The organism is Pseudomonas sp. 8209 (genome assembly GCF_028682105.1).
Taxonomy (GTDB): domain Bacteria; phylum Pseudomonadota; class Gammaproteobacteria; order Pseudomonadales; family Pseudomonadaceae; genus Aquipseudomonas; species Aquipseudomonas palmensis.
Map to the genome: position 1 here is coordinate 411473 of NZ_JANIAH010000003.1, position 22885 is coordinate 434357.

The window sequence follows — 22885 nt, forward strand, 5'->3', positions numbered from 1 at the left end:
CGCTGCCCGGGGCGCGCCCCGGTTTTTGCCGTACCTGTCTTTTCTCGTAGATCTGCACAACCCGGCGCCGCTTGTACCGCCTCAACGGCGGTGCAACGTGGTCGGCGCTTGTGCAATCTCAAATACGTGAGATTGCGTTATGGATGGTATTTTCCTGCAGCAACTGATCAATGGTCTGACCCTGGGGTCGGTCTATGGTCTGATCGCCATCGGCTACACAATGGTCTATGGCATCATCGGCATGATCAACTTCGCGCACGGCGAGGTGTACATGATTTCCGCCTACCTGGCGGCTATCAGCCTGGCATTGCTGGCGTATTTCGGTATCGAGTCCTTTCCCCTGCTGATGCTCGGGACGCTGATCTTCACGGTGGTGGTCACCGGCGTGTATGGCTGGACCATCGAACGCATCGCCTACAAACCCCTGCGCAACTCCACCCGGCTGGCGCCGCTGATCAGTGCCATCGGCATTTCGCTGATCCTGCAGAACTACGCGCAGATCAGCCAGGGCGCCCGCCAACAGGGCGTACCGACCCTGCTCGAAGGCGCCTGGCGCCTTGAAGTGGGCACCGGCTTCGTGCAACTGACCTACACCAAGATCTTCATCCTGGTGGCAGCCTTCGTCGGCATGGCCGCGCTCACCTACATCATCAAGTTCACCAAGCTGGGGCGCATGTGCCGGGCCACCCAGCAGGACCGCAAGATGGCCTCGATCCTGGGCATCAACACCGACCGGGTGATCTCCTACGTGTTCGTCATCGGTGCGGTGATGGCCGCGCTGGCCGGCGTGCTGATCACCATGAACTACGGCACCTTCGACTTCTATGCCGGCTTCATCATCGGCATCAAGGCCTTCACCGCGGCGGTGCTGGGCGGTATCGGCTCGCTGCCGGGCGCGATGCTCGGGGGCATCATCCTGGGGATTTCCGAGTCGCTGTTCTCCGGGCTGATCAACTCCGACTACAAGGACGTGTTCAGCTTCTCGCTGCTGGTACTGATCCTGATCTTCCGTCCCCAAGGCCTGCTGGGTCGCCCACTCGTGGCCAAGGTGTAAGTATGTCTGCTGCCAAAAACGCTTCCATCGATATCAAGCGCAGCCTGGTCGATATGGTTCTCGCCGGGCTGATTTCCCTGATCGTGTTCGGCCCCATCGTCGGCGTGGTGCTCGACGGCTACAGCTTCAACATGCAGCCCGCGCGTGTCGCCTGGCTGGTGGCGGGGGTGATGCTGGGGCGCTTCGTGCTCAGCCTGTTCCTGCAGACCAGCAAGGGCCAGGCCATCCTGCAGGGCTTCGAGAGCAGTGGCTCGGGTGTGCATGTGCTGGCGCCGGACTACAAGTCGCGCCTGCGCTGGATCATCCCGGCACTGATCGTGATTGCCATCGTGTTCCCGTTCTTCGCCAACAAGTACCTGCTTACCGTGGTCATCCTGGGGCTGATCTACGTGCTGCTGGGCCTGGGGCTGAACATCGTGGTGGGCCTGGCCGGGCTGCTCGACCTGGGCTACGTGGCGTTCTACGCCATCGGTGCCTATGGCCTGGCGCTGGGCTACCAGTACCTGGGGCTGGGCTTCTGGACAGTGCTGCCGCTGGCGGCGATCGCCGCGGCACTGGCCGGCTGCATACTGGGCTTTCCGGTGCTGAGGATGCACGGGGACTACCTGGCCATCGTGACCCTGGGCTTTGGCGAGATCATCCGCCTGGTGCTCAACAACTGGCTGTCGTTCACCGGCGGGCCCAACGGCATGCCGGTACCGTCGCCGACCTTCATGGGCCTGGAATTCGGGCGCCGGGCCAAGGACGGCGGGGTACCGTTCCACGAGTTCTTCGGCATCGACTACAACCCCAACGTGAAATTCCTGTTCATCTACATCGTGCTGTTCCTGGTGGTGCTGGCGGTGCTGTACATCAAGCACCGGCTCACCCGCATGCCGGTGGGGCGCGCCTGGGAAGCGCTGCGCGAGGACGAGATCGCCTGCCGCTCGATGGGCCTGAACCATGTGCTGGTCAAGCTCTCGGCGTTCACCCTGGGTGCGTCCACCGCAGGCCTGGCCGGGGTGTTCTTCGCCAGCTACCAGGGCTTCGTCAACCCGTCCTCGTTCACCTTCTTCGAGTCGGCGCTGATCCTGGCCATCGTGGTGCTCGGCGGCATGGGCTCGACGGTCGGGGTGGTGATCGCCGCCTTCGTGCTCACCGTGGCGCCGGAGCTGCTGCGCAGCTTCTCCGAGTACCGCGTGCTGCTGTTCGGCGTGCTGATGGTGTTGATGATGATCTGGCGACCGCGTGGGCTGATCCGCATCAGCCGCACCGGTGTGGTCCCGCGTAAAGGAGTGGCGCCATGAGCGACGAAGTGATTCTTTCGGTCGACAACCTGATGATGCAGTTCGGCGGCATCAAGGCGCTCAGCGACGTGAGCCTGAAGGTCCGGCGCAACGCCATCTTCGCGCTTATCGGCCCCAACGGCGCGGGCAAGACCACCGTGTTCAACTGCCTTACCGGGTTCTACAAGGCCAGCGGCGGCAAGATCGAGCTGAACCTGCGCGGCACCCGCACCAATGTCATCCAGCTGCTGGGCGAACGCTTCCAGGCGGCCGACTTCGTGTCGCCCAGAAGCTTTGCCAGCCGCCTGTACTACAAGATGTTCGGCGGCACCCACCTGGTCAACCGGGCGGGGCTGGCGCGTACCTTCCAGAACATTCGCCTGTTCAAGGAAATGTCGGTGGTGGAGAACCTGCTGGTGGCCCAGCACATGTGGGTCAACCGCAACCTGCTGGCCGGGGTGCTCAACACCAAGGCCTACCGTCAGGCCGAGAGCGACGCCCTGGACCATGCCTTCTACTGGCTGGAGGTGGTCGATCTGGTGGACTGCGCCAACCGCCTGGCCGGCGAGCTCTCGTATGGCCAGCAGCGCCGCCTGGAAATTGCCCGGGCCATGTGCACGCGCCCGCAGATCATCTGCCTGGACGAACCCGCCGCCGGCCTCAACCCGCAGGAAACCGAAGCGCTCAGCCGCATGATCCGCGTGCTGCGCGACGAGCATGACCTGACGGTGGTACTGATCGAACATGACATGGGCATGGTAATGAGCATTTCCGACCATATCGTGGTGCTGGACCACGGCAACGTGATCGCCGAGGGCGCGCCGCAGGAGATCCGCAACAACCCGACGGTGATCGCGGCCTACCTGGGCGCCGATGAAGAGGAGCTGGCATGAGCGTACCGATCCTCGAACTGAAGGACCTGGACGTGTTCTACGGCCCGATCCAGGCGCTGAAAAAGGTCTCGATGCACATCGACGAAGGCGAGACGGTAAGCCTGATCGGCTCCAACGGCGCGGGCAAGTCCACGCTGCTGATGTCGATCTTCGGCCAGCCGCGCGCGGCGTCGGGGCAGATCCTCTACCGGGGCACCGATATCACCCACAAGTCGTCCCACTACATCGCCTCCAACGGCATTGCGCAGTCGCCGGAGGGGCGCCGGGTGTTCCCGGACATGTCGGTGGAAGAGAACCTGATGATGGGCACCATCCCGATTGGCGACAAGTTCGCCGGCGAGGACATGCAGCGCATGTTCGAGCTTTTTCCGCGGCTCAAGGAACGGCGCAACCAGCGGGCGATGACGATGTCCGGTGGTGAGCAGCAGATGCTGGCGATTGCCCGGGCGCTGATGAGCCGGCCCAAGTTGCTGTTGCTGGATGAACCGTCGCTGGGGCTGGCGCCGATCGTGGTCAAGCAGATCTTCTCGACCTTGCGCGAGCTGGCCAAGACCGGCATGACCATCTTCCTGGTGGAACAGAACGCCAACCATGCGCTCAAGCTGTCGGACCGCGCCTACGTGATGGTCAACGGGCAGATCCGCATGACCGGCACCGGCCAGGAACTGCTGGTCAACGAGGAGGTGCGCAACGCGTATCTGGGTGGGCACTGACGGCGAACATTAAAGAAGACCCCGGCTTGCCGGGGTTTTTTTTGTGCGTATTACGACCCAATCGCGGGTCGAGCCCGCTCCCACAGGGGCAGCGGTGAACCTTGTGGGAGCGGGCTTGACCCGCGATCGGGCCGCAGATCGGCCTTGCGGCAGATTGTGGAAAAGTTATTTGAAGGTGTGCAGGTAACGCGACACAACGTCGCTCCAGGCACTTGTTTTCAAAGGCATTGAAGTTGTCCCCGATTCGTGTGGAACCGACTGTGGGTAACTTGGTAGTACATGGCTGAGGACCATGTAATACAAGGCTTACAGAGGTGTGGTTGTTTTTTGAGCAGCGGTTTTTCTGACGCTGCAGCGGGCATTTGTCAAGGCTTTTATGGCGAGGTCGATTGCCCCTCATTTCACCTGTGCAGCCTGTGGATAACTCTGTGGGCAAGCACTGGAAAGACTGGCGCAGGCAGCGAGATCAAAGGCCTCGGGCCATCACTGCAGTTATCCTTTTGCATCTCTGACTGTCGCGTTGTTCAAGGGGCGGCCGCCAGGTCAAGCGAAATACTTCCCACGCCAGGCCACAGCCCGCTCAAACCGTGGGCCGCAGCCTGTGCAGTTGCCCCCAGTCTGTGTGGAAGGGCCTGTGGATAACGTGCGTACAGCTCGCGCCGGGCCTTGCGGGGCAAGGCTTTCAGGGTTTTGATCGTTTTTTGTACAGTTGATTTTCGGCTTGCTGCGCAGCGCCGTGGCGGGGCATGCTGCACGCCCTGTCGATCAGTTGCCCGTGGGCACGTTTTCCCGAGGAGATTTTCCATGACTTCCACCGTATTCATCACGGGCGCCACCTCCGGTTTTGGCGAAGCCTGCGCACGTCGCTTCGCCGAGGCGGGCTGGTCGCTGGTGCTGACCGGTCGGCGCCAGGAGCGCCTGGAGGCGCTGTGTGCGGAGCTGTCCAAGCAGACCGAAGTGCATGGCCTGGTACTCGATGTGCGTGACCGCAAGGCCATGGAAGCGGCCATCGAAGGCTTGCCGCCGACCTTTGCCAAGCTGCGCGGGCTGATCAACAACGCCGGCCTGGCCCTGGGTGCCGACCCGGCGCCCAAGTGCGACCTGGACGACTGGGAGACCATGGTCGACACCAACATCAAGGGCCTGATGTACAGCACCCGCCTGCTGCTGCCGCGCCTGATCGCCCACGGGCGTGGCGCGACGATCCTCAACGTCGGGTCGGTGGCGGGCAACTATCCATACCCGGGCAGCCATGTGTATGGCGGTACCAAGGCGTTCGTCGGGCAGTTCTCGCTGAGCCTGCGCTGCGACCTGCAGGGCACGGGCGTGCGGGTCAGCAACATCGAGCCGGGGCTGTGCGAGAGCGAGTTCTCGCTGGTGCGCTTCGGGGGTGACAAGGCGCGCTACGACGCCACCTATGCCGGTGCCGAGCCGATCCAGCCGCAGGACATTGCCGAGACCATCTTCTGGATTCTCAACCAGCCGGCGCACATCAACATCAACAGCCTCGAGCTGATGCCGGTGAGCCAGGCGTGGGCGGGGTTCTCGATCGATCGTTCGAAGGCCTGAGTGCACTTTCGCCGGCAAGGCCGGCTCCTGCAACTCATGTAGGAGCCAGCGTTGCTGGCGAAGGCATCAGAGGGCGCGCTGCAACCCTTCCAGGCAGGTCGCCAGGTGGTACGGCGTGGTCGACGGCATATCGTGCCGGCTCACCGCGCCACTGGCGTCGCGGCATTCATGCCAGCCGCCGTCATGCAGAAAGTTCTGCTGCAATGCCTGCAGTTGCGCCAGCACCTTGCCCGCGCTGTCGGGCCGCAGCGCCAACGCACGCAGGTATTCGGCCTGGGCCCAGATGCGCTGGGTGGCGTCACGCACGCTGCCGTCGACATTGAGCATCGCCAGCACCGCACCGTTCTTTACCCCCTGTTGCTCGGCATAGCCGAATGCGCGGCTCAACGAGCCATGCAGCGCGCCGCCGCGCAGCAGCGGTGAGGATTCGAGCAGATAGAACCACTCGAACTGGTGCCCGGGTTCGAACCAGTTATCCACAGCCCCGCGCGGTTTCTCCAGCATCACCCCATGTGCCGGGTCGATGAAGTGCGCCTGCATGGCCTCGGTGAGGTTTACCAGCGCGTCCTGTACCACCGCGTCGTGACGCACCGACAGGGTGGCGAGAAAGGCTTCGGCCAGGTGCATCAGCGGGTTCTGCAACGGCCCGCTGCCCAGCGTCGACCAGTCTTCGGCCAGGCTCGCCTCGTACAGGCCGTGCTCGGTGGCAAAGCGCTCCAGCACCACTTCAAGGGCTGCATTCAAGGTCGACTCGGCCATTGCTTCGTTCACCTTGCCCCAGTAATGCGCGCAGGCGAACACGATGAAGGCGTGGGTGTAGAGGTCCTTGGTGCGGTCCAGCGGGTTGCCCTGGGCGTCGATGCTGTAGAACCAGCCACCGTGCTCGGCGTCGTGAAAGTGGCGTTGCAGGGTGCGCAGCAGGGCGGCGGCACGTTCCGCGGCGCCGGGCTGCTCGATGCGGCTGCTGAACAGGTACAGCTGGCGCGCGCAGGCCATGGCACGGTAGCGCTGTACCGGCAGGGGCCGGTGCTGCGGGTCGAGGGCTTCGAATGGCAGGGCCATGTCCGCGTTCCAGCCCGGGCCTTGCCACAGCGGCACGATGCGCTGGGCGAAGTGCTGCTGGACGCTGTCGAGCAGGGCAGGGAGTTCAGGCTGGGCGGTACGAAGGTCGGGCATGGAGAGGCGTCGTCGCGGTGGGCGTTTGTGGCGCATGGTAGCAGGAATTGCGGTTCGGCTTGAGCACCCCTTCGCTGGCAAGCCAAGGGCTCAGCGCAGATCGCCGAGCCCTTGCCAGTACTTGGCCCCGACAAAGATGAAGCGCAACTGCTGGGTGATCTTCGCCTGCGCGCTCAACTGCCCCGGTACCGGCTCGGCCGGCGAGTCGATCAGCTCGGGCAGGGTGGCGAACACGGTCTTGACCACCAGGTCGGCCATCACCCCCAGTGCCGCGTCGTCCAGATGCCGCCAGCGCGGCATGCGTTTGAGGTCCGCCGCCAGGTCCGAGCTGATCCCTTCGCGCAGCTTGGCGATGGCCTGGCGCACCGGCTGCGAGCCACCGTACTGCTCGCGGGCCAGGAACAGGAACTGCGCCCGGTTGGCCGCCACCACATCGAGAAAGATGCGCACCGAAGCATCGGTGATGCCGCCCAGTTCGAATTCGTTGTGGCGCACCAGGCGGATGGTCTGGCGGAAGGTTTCGTCCACCTCGTTGACCAGTGCCAGCCCCAGCTGGTCCAGGTCGCAGAAGTGGCGGTAGAAGCCGGTGGGCACGATGCCGGCGGTCTTGGCTACCTCGCGCAGGCTGATGCTGCCGAAGCCTCGGCCGCTCTCCATCAGGTGGCGGGCGGCATCCAGCAGGGCCTGTCGGGTCTGTAGCTTTTGTTCGGCGCGCGGCAGCATGGCGAGTATCGGTTCACAGTCATACAGCCCTGCACTCTAGGGCCTGGGCCGCAAAAAACAAAGCCCGGTCGATGGACCGGGCTGTGGGCGCGGGCACTGGCGCATGGGCTCAGCTCGCGCGGCTGTTGCGTTCGATCAGACGGTCCGAGCCGCCTTCGGCGATGCGAGTGCTGCGTTCGACAAGGCGGTCGGAACCACCTTCGGCAACGCGGTTGCTGCGCTCGATCAGGCGGTCAGAACCGCCTTCGGCCAGGGTCTTGAGGGGCTGTGCAATGACGCTGGCGCTGTCGCGGGCTTCGGCCGAGAGGTTCTGTTCGGTGGCGGGTACGGCGAAGGCGTTGGCAGCCAGCAGGCTGAGGGCAAAACTGAGCAGCAATGGGCGTTTCATGATCTGGCGCTCCTTGGGAGGGCTGGTAAGTGGGTACGGCGCCAATGCTACGCTTGGGGGTCAGATAAAGAAGTTCATAAAGATAATGGTAACAATCGACGGCATTGATAGTCGGAAGTGTTAAGTGCCCTCAACGGGCATGGCTGTTCGCCATGCTGTCATCAGGAGATTCGTGCAATGACGCGCCCTGCCAAAATTCTCACCTGGACCTTCGCCACTGTGCTGTTGTTGCTGGCGGTCCTGATCATCGTCATCGCCACCTTCGACTGGAACCGCATCAAGCCCACCCTCAACGAAAAGGTCTCCGAGGCCTTGCACCGACCCTTTGCGATCAATGGCGACCTGGCCGTGCGCTGGCAGCGCGATCGCGACGAGGGCGGCTGGCGCGCCTGGGTGCCATGGCCGCGCTTCATCGCCCAGGACCTGACCCTGGGCAACCCCGAGTGGCTCAAGGCGCCGCAGATGGTCGGCCTGCAGCGCGTGGAGTTTCGCCTCTCGCCGCTGCCGCTGCTGGCCCAGCGCATCGTGATCCCGCGTATCGACCTGACCCTGCCGGTGGCCAGCCTCAAGCGCCTGGCCGATGGCCGCGCCAACTGGACCTTCGATTTCGGGCCCAAGGACGAGAACGCCGAGCCGTCCAAATGGGTGCTGGATATCGGCGCCATCGGCTTCGACAAAGGCGAGGTGGCCTTCGACGACCAGACCCTCAAGACCGTGGTGAAGGTGCAGGTCGACCCGCTGGGCAAGCCCATTCCGTTCACCGACATCGTCGGCAAGGCCAGCGCCGACAAGGCGGCGAGCCAGGGTTCGGCGCCCCAGGACTACGCCTTCGGCTTCAAGGTCGACGGCCGCTACAAGGGCCAGCCGTTGAATGGCAGCGGCAAGATCGGCGGGCTGCTGGCACTGCAGGACGCCACGCAGCCGTTTCCGCTGCAGGCTGACGTGCGCATCGCCGACACGCGCGTCGCGGTGGCCGGCACCCTGACCGACCCGCGCAACCTTGGCGCGCTCGACCTGCGCCTGCGCCTGTCGGGCGCAAGCCTGGGCAATCTGTACCCACTGACCGGCGTGACCCTGCCCGACTCGCCGGCCTATTCCACCGACGGCCACCTGATCGCCAAGCTGCACGAGCCGGGCGGGGCGGTGTTCCGCTACGAGGGCTTCAACGGCAAGATCGGCGACAGCGATATCCATGGCGACATGGCTTTCGTCGCCAGCCAGCCGCGGCCAAAGCTCACCGGCAAGCTGGTGTCCAACCAACTGCTGTTCAAGGATCTTGGCCCGCTGATCGGCGCCGACTCCAACGCCGAACAGAAGGCCCGTGGTGGCGCGAGCAAGCAGCCGGCCGGCAAGGTGCTGCCGGTGGAGGAGTTTCGCACCGAGCGCTGGCGCACCATGGACGCCGACGTGAGCTTCAGCGGCAAGCGCATCGTGCACAGCGAAGAACTGCCCTTCAAGGACCTGGCCGCGCACTTCGTGCTCGATGACGGCGTGCTGCGCCTGGAGCCGCTGAGTTTCGGCGTGGCCGGCGGCAAGCTGGATGCGCAGATCCGCCTGGATGGCCGCGCGGTGCCGATGCAGGGGCGTGCGCGCCTGAGTGCGCGCAACTTCAAGCTCAAGCAGCTGTTCCCCACCTTCGAACCGATGAAGACCAGCTTCGGTGCGCTCAATGGCGATGCCGACATCAGTGGCCGCGGCAACTCGGTGGCGGCCTTGCTGGGCACCTCCAATGGCGACCTGCGGCTGCTGATCAACGATGGGGCGATCAGCCGTGGCCTGATGGAGATCGCCGGGCTCAACGTGGGCAACTACGTGGTGGGCAAGCTGTTTGGCGACAACGAGGTGAAGATCAACTGCGCGGCGGCGGACTTCGGCATCAAGGACGGCCTGGCCAGTACGCGCCTGTTCGTGTTCGACACCGAGAACGCGATCATCTACATCGATGGCACGGCCAACTTCGCCACCGAGCAACTGGACCTGAAGATCAACCCCGAGTCCAAGGGCCTGCGCCTGTTCTCGCTGCGCTCGCCGTTGTACGTGCGCGGGCCGTTCGCCAAGCCGAGTGCAGGCGTGCAGGCGATTCCGCTGGCGTTGCGCGGGGCGGGGATGGTGGCGTTGGGGGTGGCGGTAGCGCCGGCGGCGGCGTTGCTGGCGCTGGTGGCGCCCAGCGGCGGGGACGAGAACCAGTGCACGCCGTTGCTGGAGCAGATGCGTTCGGGCAAGGCGCCCAAGACCGTCAAGGCTGGCTGAAAAAGCTTTGCCGGTAAGGCGGCTCCTGTAGGAGCCGGCCTTGCCGGCGAAGGGGGCGCTACGTTTACAGCCCTTTGAGCAGATCCGCCATATCGTCCGCGTGCTCTTCTTCCTGGGCCAGGATGTCTTCGAAGATGCGCCGGGTGGTCGGGTCGCTGTCACCGATGTACTGGATGATCTCGCGGTAGCTGTCGATGGCGATGCGCTCGGCGACCAGGTCTTCGAGCACCATTTCCTTGAGGGTCTTGCCTGCCACGTACTGCGCGTGGGAGTTCTTGCTCAGGTTGTCGGGGTTGAAGTCCGGTTCGCCGCCCAGTTGCACGATGCGCTCGGCCAGCTTGTCGGCGTGTTCCATCTCCTGGTTGGCGTGCTCCAGGAACTCTTCGGCGGCCACGTTGGCCTTGATCCCCTCGGCCATGAAGTAGTGGCGTTTGTAGCGCAATACGCACACCCACTCGGTGGCCAGCGACTCGTTCAGCAGGCGCAGGATCTTTTCGCGGTCGGCGGTGTAGCCTTCGGTCACCGCACCGTCTTCCACGTGCTGGCGGGCGCGGTGGCGCAGGGTTTGTACATCGGTCAGTTCAACGTTGCTCATCATGTTCTCCAAGCTGAAAACGGGGTTTCACGCTCTGACGGCGCGTCGGGTGCACAGTGTGTGATTGATTGGCGCGCTAAAAGTTTTACGCGCCGGGAAGGGCCTGTTCGTCCTTCTGGCGTTGCTCGCACGTCTTGAAGCCCTTGGCATCCACATGCCCGGTGGCATCGAAACGCACGTAGTAAGCCTGTTGCTTGCCTTCATGGTTTAGCACGTAGTTGTTGCATGTGCCGCCGTGGGGCAGGTCGATGACGGAGGAAGGGCTGCCGCCGATGGCGATCACCTGCTGCATGGTCATGCCGTTGCCCACCTGCTTGACCAGCGGCTGTTCGCGGTAGGTCACGTAGTCCACAGGGTTTTCAGGGCGGTTGCTTCCGCAGCCTACCAGGGTGGCGCTTGCCAGCAGGGCTGCCAGGGCGTGCTTGTACATGGTCTCGCTCCCTTGTGAAGGCCGTCATGGCCTGATAAGGGTTGGAACCGCAGCGCACGCCGGGAGTTCGATTGCAGTTGCCATTGTTGTGCCTGTAGGGTGGTGCGCACTGCCACGGATCGGGAGGGGCCGCCATGTCGCAAGCGCTTGCAACGCGTTATCCACTGGTACTGGTGCCGGGCATGCTCGGCTTCGTGCGCCTGGTGCTGTACCCGTACTGGTTCGGCATTGTCGCGGCCCTGCGCCGGGGCGGGGCCACGGTGTTCCCGGTGCAGGTCTCGCCGGTCCACGGCAACGAGGTGCGCGGTGAACAGCTGCTGCGCATCATCGACGACCTGCGCCGCCGCACCGGCGCCGACAAGGTTCACCTGCTGGGCCACAGCCAGGGTGCGCTGACCGCCCGTTATGCGGCGGCCAGGCGCCCGGAATGGGTGGCCTCGGTCACCTCCATCGCGGGCCCCAACCACGGCTCCGAACTGGCCGACTACCTGGACAAGCACTACCCCGGCGATTCCGTCCGCGGGCGCCTTCTCAAACTGGTGCTGCACGGGCTGGCACGGCTGATGGGCTGGCTGGAAACCGGCTGGCGCGGGGCAGGCCTGCCCATCGACGTGCACGCCTCGCACCAGTCGCTGACATTCGAGGGCGTGGCCCTGTTCAACCAGCGTTATCCACAGGGCCTGCCGCTGACCTGGGGTGGCGAGGGGCCGGCCGAGGTCGACGGGGTGCGCTACTACTCGTGGTCGGGCACCTTGCAGCCGGGCATCACCGACAGCGGGCGCAACCGCTTCGATGGCAGCAACCGCTTCTGCCGCCTGTTCGCGCGCACCTTCGTGCGTGAACCGGGCCAGTGCGACGGCATGGTCGGGCGGTTCAGCTCGCACCTGGGCCAGGTGATCGGCGACGACTACCCGCTGGATCACCTGGATATCGTCAACCAGTCACTCGGCGCGGTGGGCAAGGGCGCCGACCCGGTACGGCTGTTTACCGAGCACGCGGCGCGTCTGAAGGCGGCGGGGCTTTGAGGCGGCGCAGCGGGGTGGTCCAGCGTTCGGCCAGAATCACCCCGGCCAGGGTCAGCACGCCGCCCACCAGGTGATACGGCGCCAGGCGCTCGTCGAGCACCAGTGCCGCAATCACCGCGGTCAGCGCCGGCAGCAGGTTGAAGAACAGCGTGGTGCGGCTGGGCCCCAGGCGCACCACCGCCTGCATCCACACCAGTGGCGCCACGATCGAGGCCAGCACGCAGGCATAGAGCACCAGGCCGATGTTGTCCACGCTCAGCCCGGCCTTGGGCGAGAACAGGTACAGCGGCAACAGCACCACGATCGCCACCAGCACCTGCAGGTACAGCAGTTGCAGCGGCGGCAGGCGCAGTTGCCACTTTTTCAGCAGGGTGCTGTACACCGCATAGGCCAGGGTGGCGATCAGCATCATCGCGTCTCCCAGGTTCAGGCCGTGGGCCAGCAGCGCGGCCGGGTCCCCGCCGGACACCACCACCAGCACCCCGGCGAACGACACCAGTGCACCCAGCAGCGCGCCGGCGCTCAGGCGCTGGCCCAGGGTGGCGATGGCCAGGGCCAGCGACATCAGCGGCATCAGCGACAGGATGATGCCCATGTTGGTGGCGCTGGTGATGGCGGCGGCAAAGTACGCCAGGCTCTGGTAAACCGCCATGCCCAGCACCCCGAGGATGACGATCTTGCCCAGGTGCGGACGGATCGCCGCGCGGTTGCGCAGCACTGCCCGCAGCAGGAACGGGCTGAGCAGCAGGCCGGCGAGCACCCAGCGGTAGAAGCCGATCTCGGCAGGGAAGATGGCGCCGACGGCCAGCTTGTTGACCACGGTGTTGCCGGCCCAGATCAGAATGGCCAGCAGGGGGAACGCATAATTCATGCAACAGGGACTCTTTGAAGATGACGGCGGTCATTATCCGCCTGTCTGTCTGGATGTTTATACTGCGATCCAGACAACCCGCCCATTGATCCAGACAGCATTCGACCGACAGCATGGCACGCAAATACCTCGACATCCCGCAGCTGGACGCGCTACCGGCACCGGTGTACTTCCGCTATGACGAGTTCGGCGCCGACACCCACAGCGCCGCGCACCGTCACGCCTGGGGCCAGCTCAACTACACCGCCCACGGGGTGATGCAGCTGGAGATCGACGGCCGGCGCTTCTTCTCGCCGCCCAACTACGCGGTATGGGTGCCGCCGGACACCGAGCATGGCTGCTACAACCCCCAGGCCGTGGTGTACCGCTCGGTGTACATCACCCGCGAGCTGAGCCAGAGCCTGCCTGCGCAGCCGTGCAGCCTGGTGATCAGCGACATCCTCAAGGCCATCCTCGGCGATTTTGCCCGGCGTGACGTCAAGGTGCCGCGCACCGATGCCGACCAGCGCCTGGCCCAGGTGCTGGTGGACCAGTTGCACTGCGCGCCGGTGCACACCGGCTACCTGCCGTATGCCCAGGGCCCGGGCCTGCGCAGCGTGCTGCAGGCCCTGCAGCGCAACCCTGGGGACAACCGTCCGCTGGGCGACTGGGCGGCCAGCGTGCACGTGAGCGAGCGCACCCTGGCCCGCCAGTTCATCCGCGAGCTGGGTATCAGCTTTGGCGAATGGCGCCAGCGTCTGCGGTTTCTGCGGGCCATCGAGGCCCTGGAGGGCGAGCAGAGCATCCAGCAGATCGCCTTCGACCTGGGCTACGGCAGCCCATCGGCTTTTATCGCGATGTTCCAGCGCCAGGCCCAGTGCACCCCGGAGCAGTACCGACGCCAGGCGCGCCGCGGCTGACAGGGGTTTGTAAAAATTCTTGTCTACACTGGTGTCGAGGCTGCGCGGATGGCGTGGCGACCAGGAGAATGCCCCATGAAAATGTTGCGTGTGCCGTTGCTGCTGCTTGGCGTCCTGATGTGTTCGCAGGGGTTCGCCGCCACCGCACAGCAGGAGAAGATGAAGACCTGCAATGCCGACGCCACCACCCAGGCGCTCAAGGGTGACGCGCGCAAGGCGTTCATGAGCACCTGCCTGAAAAAGGCCGAGCCCGCGACCCAGCAGGAGAAGATGAAGACCTGCAATGCCGACGCCACCACCCAGGCGCTCAAGGGCGACGAGCGCAAGGCGTTCATGAGTACCTGCCTGAAGAAGAAATGAGCCCCCGCTGAGGCTCAGTCGCGTGCCGGCAGGCCCACATACACCAGCCGGTCCACGCCCTCGCCAAAGAAGAACGAGAACGGCCGCCCCAGTGCGTCCATGCGCTGGTTGCACTCGGTGTGCAGTTCCCGGGCACGCGCATGGGTCATCTCGGCCATCGGCGCCGATACCAGTGGCGGGCCGATCACGAAGTGCAGGTGAATGTTGTCGGGGTTCAGGTAGTCGAGCCAGTTGCGGGTGCTGAACGCCACCTGCAGGGTGCCGTTATCGACCAGTCGGCGCAGCGCCGCGTCTTCGAACTGCAGGTGCACTGGCACCTGTGCGGCCTGGAAGTCGCGGTTGCGCACGTGCAGCAGGCCCTGACGGCCCGAGCCGAGCTCGCCTGGCCCGGTGGCGAGCATGTAGAACGGCAGTGTCGGAGTCATGCCGGCCTCCAGGGTGCAGAGCATCTGGTCATCGGCCTGCGGCAGCACCTTGAGGTAGGGGTTGCTGTGCGGCGGGGTACCGATGTCCTGGCCAAGGGCAATGTGCAGGTTCTGCGGGGTCAGCACGGTGGTGTCGAAGTGACGCGGCGGCGCGCCGGTGCCCTGGCGCTGGCCAGTCAGCCCCTGGGCCTGGTCGGCGTCGAACCGCAGCTTCATGTTCAGGGTCACCGCATTGCGTGCCGGGATGATGGCTTCGAACACCTCGCGAATCTCGTCCAGCTGCTGTGGGCTCAGTGAGTCGTCCGTCAGGCGCAGGTGCGCCACCTTGTCGTTGTACTCGTCCATCTCCATCACCAGGCTGTCGGTGGGGATGTGGTGCGCGGCCAGCAGCGCGAAGATCGATTCGCGGTAGCTGTAATGCACGTCCCGGCTGTAGTACAGGTCGCCCACCGGCGCCTGGAAGTGCAGCAACAGAAAGTCCTTGTCACAGCCTGCGAGCAACAGCGCGAGCGCGCACAGCAGTACCTTACGCATGGGGTTCCTTGGCCGTGTCGGCGTGTTCCTGCAGCGGCAGCAGGCGAGGCTGCCACAGGCGCAGGGTTTCGATGAGGGTGGGCCGACCATTGACGCTAAGAATGATGGCCACGCCCCGGCTGAACATCACCTCCACCTCGTTGTGCGGGTCGGTCTTTTCCTCGATGTCCTCCAGCGGCATGTGCACCGCGATGCCCTGGATGCGGTGGTGTGTTTCGCCGAAGTGCTGCAGCGAGTAGCCCCAGGTGTCCAGCGGGCCTTGCAGGCGGTACACCGCAGCGCGCTTGCCGGTGACGTGGGCCAGTTTCTTCCAGGGCAGGTCGGTGGTGCCGACCAGCGTGCGCAGCATGTAGGCCGGGCCGCCTAGAAACGCCAGGGCCTCGCGTTCGCCGTCGTTCAGCTGGCGTATCGGGGTGGCGCGGCGCAGGTACCTGACGCGGTTGAGCCAGGTCATGAAGAACGTCCAGAAGATCGGCGTGATGCGCCAGACAATCAGCACGCAGAGAATCGGCACCAGTATTTCGAGGATATCTTTTTCGCGCATGCACGCTCCTGCGATTGCGCATGGGCGCGCGGTCATTCCGTGAGGGCGGGCATCATAGAAAGATTGCCCTGGCAACGCCAGCGCGCCGCGCCCCGCGTGCCCCTATGCCTGCTCGTAGAAGGCTGGCAGACTGCCGTCTTTGTGGTCTTTCTGCCTCCGAGGTTGTATGACATTTACCCAGCGCCAGATCGTCCTGGCGAGTTGGCTCATCGTGTTCACCGGGTTGCTGCTGGCGCTGCCGCTCAAGCTGCTGCCCAGCCTGCTGGCCGGCCTGCTGGTGTTCGAGCTGGTCAACATGCTCACGCCCAAGCTGCAGCACCTGATTGCCGGGCAGCGTGCGCGCTGGGTAGCGGTGGCGTTGCTGGGCACGCTGATCGTGAGCGTGCTGAGCCTGCTGTTTGCCGGGGCCATCAGCTTTCTGCTGCACGAGGCGGAGAATCCCGGCGCGTCGCTGGACAAGTTCATGCTGCTGGTGGACCAGGCGCGCGGGCAGTTGCCGCCGTTCATCGACGCCTACCTGCCGGCCAGTGCGGCGGAGTTCAAGGTGGCCATCGGCGAATGGTTGCGCACCCACCTGGCCGACCTGCAACTGGTGGGCAAGGGCGCGGCGCACATGTTCGTGACCTTGCTGATCGGCATGATCCTGGGCGCCATCGTGGCCTTGCAGCGCATCCCCGACCTGACCCAGCGCAAACCGCTGGCCGCGGCCTTGTTCGAGCGCCTGTCGCTGCTGGTGCAGGCGTTTCGCAACATCGTGTTCGCGCAGATCAAGATCTCGCTGCTCAACACCGCCTTTACCGGGGTATTCCTGGCGGTGGTGCTGCCGCTGTTCGGGGTGCACCTGCCGCTGACCAAGACGCTGATCGTGCTGACCTTCCTGCTGGGGCTGCTGCCGGTGATCGGCAACCTGATGTCCAACACGCTGATCACCATCGTCGGCCTGTCGCTGTCGATCTGGGTGGCTGTGGCGGCGCTGGGCTACCTGATCGTGATCCACAAGGTCGAGTACTTTCTCAATGCGCGCATCGTGGGCGGGCAGATTCGCGCCAAGTCGTGGGAGCTGCTGCTGGCGATGCTGGTGTTCGAGGCAGCGTTCGGCTTGCCGGGCGTGGTCGCGGGGCCGATCTACTATGCGTACCTGAAGAGCGAGTTGCGCCGGGCCGAGCTGGTGTAAGGCCGACGGGCCTCTTCGCCAGCCTTGCTGGCGAAGCAGCCAACTCATTTCTGTGGATAAGTGACCGCTTCCACCCGATCCAGCCCCGTACCCATGAAGAAGGTGTACGGCCGCCCGAGCTTCATCTGCTCGGCGTAGCACTGGCTGTTCAGGGCCTTGACCCGATAGTCGATCTGGTAGGCACGCATCAGCTCGTGCTCGCCCAGGTCCGCCAGCTTGAACGCGATGCTCAGGCTCTTGCGGTTCTGCTCGTCAGCCGGCAGCAGCGCGAGTTCACCCTTGTCGACCTGCTGCTGCAGGCTGGCCTGCTTGAAGCGGTAGCGGGCACTCACTTTCCACAGGCTGAAGGCATCCGCTTCGCCTGTTTCGGCAAACTCCAGCACCACCCGCTGCGGGTCATCGCCCTTGGCCGCGTAGATGTCGGTCATGCCCGGGTAATACTGGCGCGGGCTGATGTACAGCAGGCAACTGACCTCGGCCTGCACCTGTTCGTTGACATCCATCGTGGTACCCGGCCATTGCTCCGGCATCGCGGCCACCGTGCTCACTTCGTCGCCCGGTTCGGCGGGCAGGGTGAACGAGGCGGGCATCGCCTCCAGGGCCTGCAGCTGGCTTGGGGTCAGGCGCTGGCGCTCGGCGGCGGTGGGTTGCAGGGTGACTTCGATAGCGAAGGTGACAGCGTTGCGCGCCTGCACGATGTCCTCGAACAGCCCGCGCAGGGCGGCCTGCTGCTGTTCATCCAGCGGTTGCAGCAGCACCACATGCACCAGGCGCTTGTCCTCGGCATCCACGTCGAAACGCAGGCGCTTGGGGTCGACCTGGCGCTGTTCGAGGGCCTCGCCGATCATCTGCAGGTTGATCGGGTCCAGCCCCCAGCGGGCGGTGCCGACGTCGGTCTGAAAGCGCACGCTCATGAATGTTTCATCGCCGCAGCCGCCCAGCAGCAGCGCGCTCGACAGTGCCAGGGTTCTGGCCAGGTTCATTGGGTTTCTTCCTTGTAGGTCACCGATTCGAGCCGGTCCAGGCCGTCCCCGACCCGAAAGCTCAGGGGGCGTGGCAAGTGATTGGCAGCGCTTTCGCACGAATGGATCAGCTGCGAAGCATTGGGTTGCAACGGAAAACTGCGGTACAGCCGCTGTTGCCCCAGGTCCGAAAAGCCCAGCATTACCACCAGTGGGTCCACCGACAGGTAGTTCGGCTCGACGAGCCACAGTTCGCCTTTGTCGATCCTGCCTTGCAGGCCGGCGTCGGTCAGCCGGTAATGCGCCGGGTAGTGCGCTTCGCCCAGCTCGACGCTGACCTGATTGGCCGTGTCCAGCGTCATCTGCCACAGGCCGGTGATGCCTTCCGGCAACGGCTTTACCGGCAGCGCCTGCAGTTGGCAGGTGACCTTGGAGTTGATGCGTTCGGTCACGTCCCGCGGCACGTTGTCGTCGTCCCTGGGCATCAGCGCCATGGTCAGCACCGTCGGGCTGAGCTCCAGCGGGATCAACAACGGTTGCGGCAGCGCGTCGATCCGCTGGCGCTCTGCCGCGCTCAGGGCCTGGCGTTGCTCGGGGGTGATGTCCAGGGTGAGTTCGATCTGCAGCGTGTTCGCCGCGCGTGCCTGCAGGATCTCGTCGAACGGTTCGCGCAACGCCTTGCGCTGCGCCTCGCTCAGCGGCTGCAGTTCCCTCACGTACACCAGGTGTTGGTCTTCGAGGTCGACCCGCCAGCGCAGGCTTTTCGGGTCGATCTGGCGTTGCACCAGGGCCTCGTCGATCATCTGCTGCTTGCGCGCGTCCAGGCCGGTGCCCGACGAGCCGGCCGAGTCCTCGAAGCGCAGGGTCATCAGGTCGTCGTTGCAACCGGCCAGCAGCAGGGCGCTGATCAGCGCCAGGGGTTTGAAACTCATCTGTTCACGTCCTTGTGGGGCGGCGGGCTAGCCGTAACGCTTGCGGGCTTCGATCGCCAGGCCGCTACCGATGCTGCCGAAGATGTTGCCCTCGACGTGGCGCGCGTTGGGCAGCATGGCCGCCACGCTCTGGCGCAGGGCAGGGATGCCGCTGGAGCCGCCGGTGAAGAATACCGTGTCGACCTGCGCCACCCCTACACCGGCCTTGTTCAGCAGCTCGCCGACGCTGCCACGCACACGTTCGAGCAGGCTGTCGATGGACGCCTCGAACAGCGCACGGGTCAACTCCACACTCAGCTCGGGCTGCACGCGCTTGAGGTCGACCAGGCGGCTGTCGCTGTGGGTCAGCTCGATCTTGGTGGCTTCCACTTCCATCGCCAGCCAGTGCCCGGCGCGCTGTTCGATCAGCTTGAACAGGCGGTCGATGCCGTCGGTGTCCTCGATGTCGTAGCGCATGCTGCCCAGCGCCAGCTGGGATTTCTGCGAGTACACCGAGTTGATGGTGTGCCAGGTGGCCAGGTTCATGTGGTGGCTGGTGGGCATGAAGGCACCGCTTTTCATGCGGCTGCCATAGCCGAACAGCGGCATCACGCCCTGCAGGCTCAACTGCTTGTCGAAGTCGGTACCGCCGATGTGCACGCCACCGGTGGCCAGGATGTCGGCGTGGCGGTCATCGAGCATGTGGCGCTCGGGGGCCAGGCGTACCAGCGAGAAGTCCGAGGTACCACCGCCGATGTCGACGATCAGCACCAGCTCTTCGCCCTGGATGCTCGACTCGTAGTCGAAGGCTGCGGCGATGGGTTCGTACTGGAACGACACGTCCTTGAAGCCGATCTTCTTCGCCACCTCGGCCAGGGTGTCTTCGGCCTCCTGGTCGGCGGCCTGGTCGTCGTCGACGAAATGCACCGGGCGGCCCAGCACCACCTCGTCGAAGTCGCGCCCGGCATTGGCCTCGGCGCGCTTCTTCAGCTCGCCGATGAACATGCCCAGCAGGTCCTTGAACGGCAGCGCGGTGCCCAGCACGCTGGTGTCGTGCTTGATCAGCTTGGAGCCCAGCAGGCTCTTGAGCGAGCGCATCAGGCGGCCTTCGTAGCCCTCCAGATACTCGTGCAGGGCCAGCCGGCCATAGACCGGGCGCCGCTCCTCGATATTGAAGAACACCACCGAGGGCAAGGTGATCTTGCCGTCTTCCAGGGCAATCAGCGAATCCACGCCGGGACGGTGCCAGCCGACGGTGGAATTGGAGGTGCCGAAGTCGATACCGCAGGCGCGGGCCGGGGATGCGTGACTCATGGGTGTGCTTCCGGGGGAAAAACGGCCGCGCAGTTTATGCCAGCCATCGGCAGAATCAAGACCGAATATCTGCTCGACAGCAATCCTTTGTCCGACTTGAAAGGCTATGCTTGACCCCAATCTTCACAGCAGTGATGCATTCGATAACCGATGGTGAATCGTAAAGATGGACTTCAAAGACTATTACAAGATCCTTGGCGTAGAGCCCACGGCGGATGAAAAGGCGATCAAGACCGCCTACCGCAAGCTTGCGCGCAAGTATCACCCGGACGTCAGCAAAGAGCGCGACGCCGAAAACCACTTCAAGGAAGTGAACGAGGCCTATGAGGCCCTGAGCAGCCCTGAAAAGCGCGCCGAATACGACGAGCTGCGCAAGTACGGCCAGCACGGCCGGCCCTTCCAGGGCCCGCCGGGCTGGGAAAGCCGTGGCGGTGGCGGTGGCGGTGCCGACTTTGGCGGCGGCGACTTCTCGGACTTCTTCAGTTCCATTTTCGGCTCGGCCGGACGTGGCAACGGCAACCCCTTTGGCCGTGGCCAGCAACGCAGTGCCGGTCGGCGAGGGCAGGACGTGGAAATGGAACTGGCGATTTTCCTCGAGGAAACCCTGGCCAACGAGTCGAAGAAGATCAGCTTCCAGGTGCCGCAGTACAACGCGGCCGGGCAGCGCACGGGCGACACCACCAAGACCCTCAACGTCAAGATCCCTGCCGGGGTGACCGACGGCGAGCGCATCCGCCTCAAGGGCCAGGGTGCACCGGGCGTGGGCGGCGGCGCCAATGGCGACCTGTACCTGATCATTCGCCTGGCACCCCACCCGCTGTTCGATGTCGAAGGTCATGACCTGATCATCACCGTGCCGCTGGCACCGTGGGAGGCTGCGCTGGGCACCAAGGTCGAGATGCCGACCCTGACCGGCAAGGTCAACCTGACCATCCGCCCCGACAGCCAGAGCGGCCAGCGCCTGCGCATCAAGGGCATGGGCCTGAGCAACAAGCAGGGCCAGCGTGGCGACCTGTATGCGCAGCTGAAGGTGGTGATGCCGACGCAATCGAGCGCCGAAGCCCGCGAACTGTGGACCAAACTGTCGGAGAAGGCCGGGTTCAACCCGCGAACTCAATGGAGTAAGTGACCATGAGCAGTACCCTGATCGTTCAACTGGACATGCGAACCCTTTGTCAGGAGGCCGATGTACCGGCAGCCTACGTGATCGAGATCGTCGAGCACGGCATCGTTGAACCTTCGGGGCGAACGCCGGAGGAATGGGTGTTCGACGACCGTGCCCCGGTGCTGGCCAAGCGCGCGGCCAAGCTGCACCAGGAGCTGGAACTGGAGTGGGAAGGGGTGGCGCTGGCGCTGGAGCTGCTGGAGGAAGTGAAGCAGTTGCGCAGTGAGAATTCGATGTTGAAGCAGCGCCTGGGAAGGTTTGTGCAAGGCTGACCGGCCCAATCGCGGGTCAAGCCCGCTCCCACCGATACGCCGTTGGCCTCCAAGCCAGCGCTGTACCTGTGGGAGCGGGCTTGACCCGCGATGAGGCCCTCAGCCCTGTGGGGGCTGCGCCCCCGGTGCCAGCATCAGTTGCATGAAGGTCAGGTCCAGCCACTTGCCGAACTTCACCCCCACCTGCGGCATCTGTCCGTTCAGGGTGAAGCCCAGCCGCTCGTGCAGGCGGATCGACGCCGTATTGCCGCTCTCGATCGCCGCCACCATCACATGCTTGCCACAGCCCCTGGCACGCTTGATCAGCGCCTGCATCAGCAACGGCCCCAGGCCCTGGCCGCGCTGGTCGCTGCGGATGTACACCGAATGCTCCACGGTGTGGCGAAACCCCTCGAACGGGCGCCAGTCGCCGAACGAGGCATAGCCCAGCACGTCCCCTGCCTCATTCACCGCCACCAGAATCGGATAACCCTGCGCCTGGCGCGCCGCGAACCACGCCTGGCGATTGCCCAGGTCGACCGTCTGTTCGTTCCAGATCGCCAGGGTGTTGAGCACCGCGTCGTTGTAGATATCACGGATGGCCGGCAGGTCGGCGTGCACGGCGTCGCGGATGTGATTCATGACAGGCTCTCGAAACGGGACAGGCGCACAGATTAAATCGTAACCAGGCCGCGTACACCTTCGGCCTCCATGTTTTCCCCGCGGCCCTGCTGCACGATCTCGCCGCGGGACATCACCAGGTACTGGTCGGCCAGCTCGGCGGCAAAGTCGTAGAACTGCTCCACCAGCAGAATCGCCATGTCGCCACGCGCGGCCAGTTGGCGGATCACCGCACCGATCTCCTTGATCACCGATGGCTGGATGCCTTCGGTGGGCTCGTCGAGGATCAGCAGGCGCGGGCGGCTGGCCAGGGCGCGGCCGATGGCCAGTTGCTGTTGCTGGCCACCGGACAGGTCGCCGCCGCGGCGGTGTTTCATCTGCAGCAGTACCGGGAACAGTTCGTAGATGAAGGCCGGCACCTCCCGCGCCTGGCTGGCGCCGAAGCGTGACAGGCCCATCAGCAGGTTCTCCTCCACCGTCAGGCGCGGGAAAATCTCGCGGCCCTGGGGCACGTAGGCGATTCCGGCGTGCACGCGCTGGTGCGGCTTGAGCGTGGTGATGGCCTGGCCCTCCCAGTGCACGCTGCCTTCGCGGGCGGGCAGCAGGCCCATCAGGCAGCGCAGCAGGGTGGTCTTGCCCACGCCGTTGCGGCCCAGCAGGCAGGTGACCTCTCCGACCTTGGCCTGGAACGACAGGCCGCGCAGGATGTGGCTGCCGCCGTAGTACTGGTGCAGGGTGTCGATTTTCAGCATGTGCCTTGTCCTTTTTTGTCT

24 protein-coding genes and 1 pseudogene are annotated in these 22885 nt (G+C 64.7%); 12 read left to right on the top strand and 13 right to left on the bottom strand.

Going from position 1 to position 22885, the window contains the following annotated elements; all coding sequences use genetic code 11:
- Positions 1-139: 139 nt before the first annotated feature.
- The 5 genes from NP552_RS08620 to NP552_RS08640 all read left to right on the top strand — a co-directional run bounded on the left by NP552_RS08620 (position 140) and on the right by NP552_RS08640 (position 5494).
- Positions 140-1054, top strand: a complete 915-nt coding sequence (locus NP552_RS08620; RefSeq protein ID WP_043863513.1) for an ABC transporter permease subunit — start codon at positions 140-142, stop codon at positions 1052-1054.
- A gap of 2 nt (positions 1055-1056) precedes the next feature.
- The gene (gene livM, locus NP552_RS08625) at positions 1057-2340 is read left to right on the top strand and encodes a high-affinity branched-chain amino acid ABC transporter permease LivM (RefSeq protein WP_043863512.1); all 1284 of its coding nucleotides are present in this window, start codon (positions 1057-1059) and stop codon (positions 2338-2340) included.
- Positions 2337-3212: an ATP-binding cassette domain-containing protein gene (locus tag NP552_RS08630; protein ID WP_054916169.1), complete on the top strand. Its 876-nt coding sequence runs from the start codon at positions 2337-2339 to the stop codon at positions 3210-3212. Before livM ends, NP552_RS08630 begins: the two co-directional genes overlap by 4 nt.
- A complete protein-coding gene (locus NP552_RS08635) occupies positions 3209-3925 on the top strand; it encodes an ABC transporter ATP-binding protein (RefSeq protein ID WP_043863511.1) in 717 nt (238 codons plus the stop codon). The genes NP552_RS08630 and NP552_RS08635 overlap by 4 nt, the downstream gene beginning before the upstream one ends.
- 804 nt (positions 3926-4729) lie before the next feature.
- Positions 4730-5494, top strand: a complete 765-nt coding sequence (locus NP552_RS08640) for an SDR family oxidoreductase (RefSeq protein WP_043863510.1) — start codon at positions 4730-4732, stop codon at positions 5492-5494.
- 66 nt (positions 5495-5560) lie between these two features.
- Here the strand turns inward: NP552_RS08640 and NP552_RS08645 are convergent, their stop codons facing one another.
- The 3 genes and pseudogenes from NP552_RS08645 to NP552_RS08655 form a co-directional block, all read right to left on the bottom strand.
- Positions 5561-6670, bottom strand: coding sequence for an AGE family epimerase/isomerase (locus NP552_RS08645; RefSeq protein WP_054916168.1), 1110 nt, complete (start codon positions 6668-6670; stop codon positions 5561-5563).
- A gap of 90 nt (positions 6671-6760) precedes the next feature.
- Positions 6761-7393, bottom strand: a complete 633-nt coding sequence (locus NP552_RS08650; RefSeq protein WP_043863508.1) for a TetR family transcriptional regulator — start codon at positions 7391-7393, stop codon at positions 6761-6763.
- Between the two features lie 112 nt (positions 7394-7505).
- Positions 7506-7781, bottom strand: a pseudogene (locus NP552_RS08655) (phage infection protein); the annotation flags it as partial.
- 177 nt (positions 7782-7958) lie between these two features.
- Here NP552_RS08655 and NP552_RS08660 point away from each other — a divergent pair.
- A complete protein-coding gene (locus NP552_RS08660; RefSeq protein WP_058541582.1) occupies positions 7959-10031 on the top strand; it encodes an AsmA family protein in 2073 nt (690 codons plus the stop codon).
- 64 nt (positions 10032-10095) lie between these two features.
- On the opposite strand, the gene NP552_RS08665 is transcribed toward NP552_RS08660, so the two are convergent.
- Entirely contained in the window at positions 10096-10626 is a 531-nt protein-coding gene (locus NP552_RS08665; RefSeq protein WP_043863506.1) for a ferritin-like domain-containing protein, read from the bottom strand.
- Positions 10627-10711: 85 nt separating this feature from the next.
- A complete protein-coding gene (gene osmE / locus NP552_RS08670; RefSeq protein ID WP_043863505.1) occupies positions 10712-11056 on the bottom strand; it encodes an osmotically-inducible lipoprotein OsmE in 345 nt (114 codons plus the stop codon).
- Between the two features lie 134 nt (positions 11057-11190).
- Between osmE and NP552_RS08675 the strand changes: the two genes are divergently transcribed.
- On the top strand, positions 11191-12081 hold the full coding sequence (locus NP552_RS08675) for an esterase/lipase family protein (RefSeq protein WP_274096636.1): 891 nt from the start codon (positions 11191-11193) through the stop codon (positions 12079-12081).
- On the opposite strand, the gene NP552_RS08680 is transcribed toward NP552_RS08675, so the two are convergent.
- Positions 12041-12952, bottom strand: a complete 912-nt coding sequence (locus NP552_RS08680) for a DMT family transporter (RefSeq protein WP_043863503.1) — start codon at positions 12950-12952, stop codon at positions 12041-12043. The two genes, NP552_RS08675 and NP552_RS08680, sit on opposite strands and share 41 nt — an antisense overlap.
- A gap of 113 nt (positions 12953-13065) precedes the next feature.
- Between NP552_RS08680 and NP552_RS08685 the strand changes: the two genes are divergently transcribed.
- A complete protein-coding gene (locus NP552_RS08685; RefSeq protein WP_043863502.1) occupies positions 13066-13851 on the top strand; it encodes an AraC family transcriptional regulator in 786 nt (261 codons plus the stop codon).
- Positions 13852-13926: 75 nt separating this feature from the next.
- On the top strand, positions 13927-14211 hold the full coding sequence (locus NP552_RS08690) for a PsiF family protein (RefSeq protein ID WP_104572986.1): 285 nt from the start codon (positions 13927-13929) through the stop codon (positions 14209-14211).
- 14 nt (positions 14212-14225) lie between these two features.
- On the opposite strand, the gene NP552_RS08695 is transcribed toward NP552_RS08690, so the two are convergent.
- Together NP552_RS08695 and NP552_RS08700 are read right to left on the bottom strand one after the other, a co-directional pair.
- Positions 14226-15170 (bottom strand): hypothetical protein, encoded by a 945-nt coding sequence (locus tag NP552_RS08695; protein WP_274096637.1) that lies wholly within the window; start codon positions 15168-15170, stop codon positions 14226-14228.
- The gene (locus NP552_RS08700; protein WP_104572984.1) at positions 15163-15714 is read right to left on the bottom strand and encodes a hypothetical protein; all 552 of its coding nucleotides are present in this window, start codon (positions 15712-15714) and stop codon (positions 15163-15165) included. The genes NP552_RS08695 and NP552_RS08700 overlap by 8 nt, the downstream gene beginning before the upstream one ends.
- 166 nt (positions 15715-15880) lie before the next feature.
- On the opposite strand from NP552_RS08700, the gene NP552_RS08705 reads away from it, so the two are divergent.
- Positions 15881-16888: an AI-2E family transporter gene (locus NP552_RS08705; RefSeq protein WP_054916161.1), complete on the top strand. Its 1008-nt coding sequence runs from the start codon at positions 15881-15883 to the stop codon at positions 16886-16888.
- Positions 16889-16932: 44 nt separating this feature from the next.
- Here the strand turns inward: NP552_RS08705 and NP552_RS08710 are convergent, their stop codons facing one another.
- Genes NP552_RS08710 through NP552_RS08720 form a run of 3 tightly spaced genes read right to left on the bottom strand, consistent with a single transcriptional unit; the run spans position 16933 to position 20075 of the window.
- Positions 16933-17871 carry a hypothetical protein gene (locus tag NP552_RS08710; protein WP_104572983.1) on the bottom strand — a complete coding sequence of 313 codons (939 nt, stop codon included), beginning with the start codon at positions 17869-17871 and terminating at the stop codon, positions 16933-16935.
- Positions 17868-18782 (bottom strand): hypothetical protein, encoded by a 915-nt coding sequence (locus tag NP552_RS08715; protein ID WP_043863496.1) that lies wholly within the window; start codon positions 18780-18782, stop codon positions 17868-17870. Before NP552_RS08715 ends, NP552_RS08710 begins: the two co-directional genes overlap by 4 nt.
- Before the next feature lie 27 nt (positions 18783-18809).
- Positions 18810-20075, bottom strand: a complete 1266-nt coding sequence (locus tag NP552_RS08720) for an Hsp70 family protein (RefSeq protein ID WP_043863495.1) — start codon at positions 20073-20075, stop codon at positions 18810-18812.
- Between the two features lie 166 nt (positions 20076-20241).
- On the opposite strand from NP552_RS08720, the gene cbpA reads away from it, so the two are divergent.
- Positions 20242-21204 (top strand): curved DNA-binding protein, encoded by a 963-nt coding sequence (cbpA, locus tag NP552_RS08725; RefSeq protein ID WP_043863494.1) that lies wholly within the window; start codon positions 20242-20244, stop codon positions 21202-21204.
- 2 nt (positions 21205-21206) lie between these two features.
- Positions 21207-21512, top strand: coding sequence for a chaperone modulator CbpM (locus tag NP552_RS08730; RefSeq protein ID WP_043863493.1), 306 nt, complete (start codon positions 21207-21209; stop codon positions 21510-21512).
- A gap of 99 nt (positions 21513-21611) precedes the next feature.
- Here NP552_RS08730 and NP552_RS08735 read toward each other — a convergent pair whose 3' ends face one another.
- Together NP552_RS08735 and urtE are read right to left on the bottom strand one after the other, a co-directional pair.
- Positions 21612-22133, bottom strand: coding sequence for a GNAT family N-acetyltransferase (locus tag NP552_RS08735; protein WP_104572982.1), 522 nt, complete (start codon positions 22131-22133; stop codon positions 21612-21614).
- A gap of 32 nt (positions 22134-22165) precedes the next feature.
- Complete coding sequence (gene urtE, locus NP552_RS08740) at positions 22166-22864, bottom strand: urea ABC transporter ATP-binding subunit UrtE (RefSeq protein ID WP_043863491.1); 699 nt, start codon at positions 22862-22864, stop codon at positions 22166-22168.
- Positions 22865-22885: the final 21 nt, after the last annotated feature.

Bases quoted from the DNA above. Each gene is read 5' to 3' on its own strand.
- NP552_RS08620 (WP_043863513.1), top strand. From the start codon at position 140: ATGGATGGTATTTTCCTGCAGCAACTGATCAATGGTCTGACCCTGGGG.
- livM (WP_043863512.1), top strand. From the start codon at position 1,057: ATGTCTGCTGCCAAAAACGCTTCCATCGATATCAAGCGCAGCCTGGTC.
- NP552_RS08630 (WP_054916169.1), top strand. From the start codon at position 2,337: ATGAGCGACGAAGTGATTCTTTCGGTCGACAACCTGATGATGCAGTTC.
- NP552_RS08635 (WP_043863511.1), top strand. From the start codon at position 3,209: ATGAGCGTACCGATCCTCGAACTGAAGGACCTGGACGTGTTCTACGGC.
- NP552_RS08640 (WP_043863510.1), top strand. From the start codon at position 4,730: ATGACTTCCACCGTATTCATCACGGGCGCCACCTCCGGTTTTGGCGAA.
- NP552_RS08645 (WP_054916168.1), bottom strand. From the start codon at position 6,670: ATGCCCGACCTTCGTACCGCCCAGCCTGAACTCCCTGCCCTGCTCGAC.
- NP552_RS08650 (WP_043863508.1), bottom strand. From the start codon at position 7,393: ATGCTGCCGCGCGCCGAACAAAAGCTACAGACCCGACAGGCCCTGCTG.
- NP552_RS08660 (WP_058541582.1), top strand. From the start codon at position 7,959: ATGACGCGCCCTGCCAAAATTCTCACCTGGACCTTCGCCACTGTGCTG.
- NP552_RS08665 (WP_043863506.1), bottom strand. From the start codon at position 10,626: ATGAGCAACGTTGAACTGACCGATGTACAAACCCTGCGCCACCGCGCC.
- osmE (WP_043863505.1), bottom strand. From the start codon at position 11,056: ATGTACAAGCACGCCCTGGCAGCCCTGCTGGCAAGCGCCACCCTGGTA.
- NP552_RS08675 (WP_274096636.1), top strand. From the start codon at position 11,191: ATGTCGCAAGCGCTTGCAACGCGTTATCCACTGGTACTGGTGCCGGGC.
- NP552_RS08680 (WP_043863503.1), bottom strand. From the start codon at position 12,952: ATGAATTATGCGTTCCCCCTGCTGGCCATTCTGATCTGGGCCGGCAAC.
- NP552_RS08685 (WP_043863502.1), top strand. From the start codon at position 13,066: ATGGCACGCAAATACCTCGACATCCCGCAGCTGGACGCGCTACCGGCA.
- NP552_RS08690 (WP_104572986.1), top strand. From the start codon at position 13,927: ATGAAAATGTTGCGTGTGCCGTTGCTGCTGCTTGGCGTCCTGATGTGT.
- NP552_RS08695 (WP_274096637.1), bottom strand. From the start codon at position 15,170: ATGCGTAAGGTACTGCTGTGCGCGCTCGCGCTGTTGCTCGCAGGCTGT.
- NP552_RS08700 (WP_104572984.1), bottom strand. From the start codon at position 15,714: ATGCGCGAAAAAGATATCCTCGAAATACTGGTGCCGATTCTCTGCGTG.
- NP552_RS08705 (WP_054916161.1), top strand. From the start codon at position 15,881: ATGACATTTACCCAGCGCCAGATCGTCCTGGCGAGTTGGCTCATCGTG.
- NP552_RS08710 (WP_104572983.1), bottom strand. From the start codon at position 17,871: ATGAACCTGGCCAGAACCCTGGCACTGTCGAGCGCGCTGCTGCTGGGC.
- NP552_RS08715 (WP_043863496.1), bottom strand. From the start codon at position 18,782: ATGAGTTTCAAACCCCTGGCGCTGATCAGCGCCCTGCTGCTGGCCGGT.
- NP552_RS08720 (WP_043863495.1), bottom strand. From the start codon at position 20,075: ATGAGTCACGCATCCCCGGCCCGCGCCTGCGGTATCGACTTCGGCACC.
- cbpA (WP_043863494.1), top strand. From the start codon at position 20,242: ATGGACTTCAAAGACTATTACAAGATCCTTGGCGTAGAGCCCACGGCG.
- NP552_RS08730 (WP_043863493.1), top strand. From the start codon at position 21,207: ATGAGCAGTACCCTGATCGTTCAACTGGACATGCGAACCCTTTGTCAG.
- NP552_RS08735 (WP_104572982.1), bottom strand. From the start codon at position 22,133: ATGAATCACATCCGCGACGCCGTGCACGCCGACCTGCCGGCCATCCGT.
- urtE (WP_043863491.1), bottom strand. From the start codon at position 22,864: ATGCTGAAAATCGACACCCTGCACCAGTACTACGGCGGCAGCCACATC.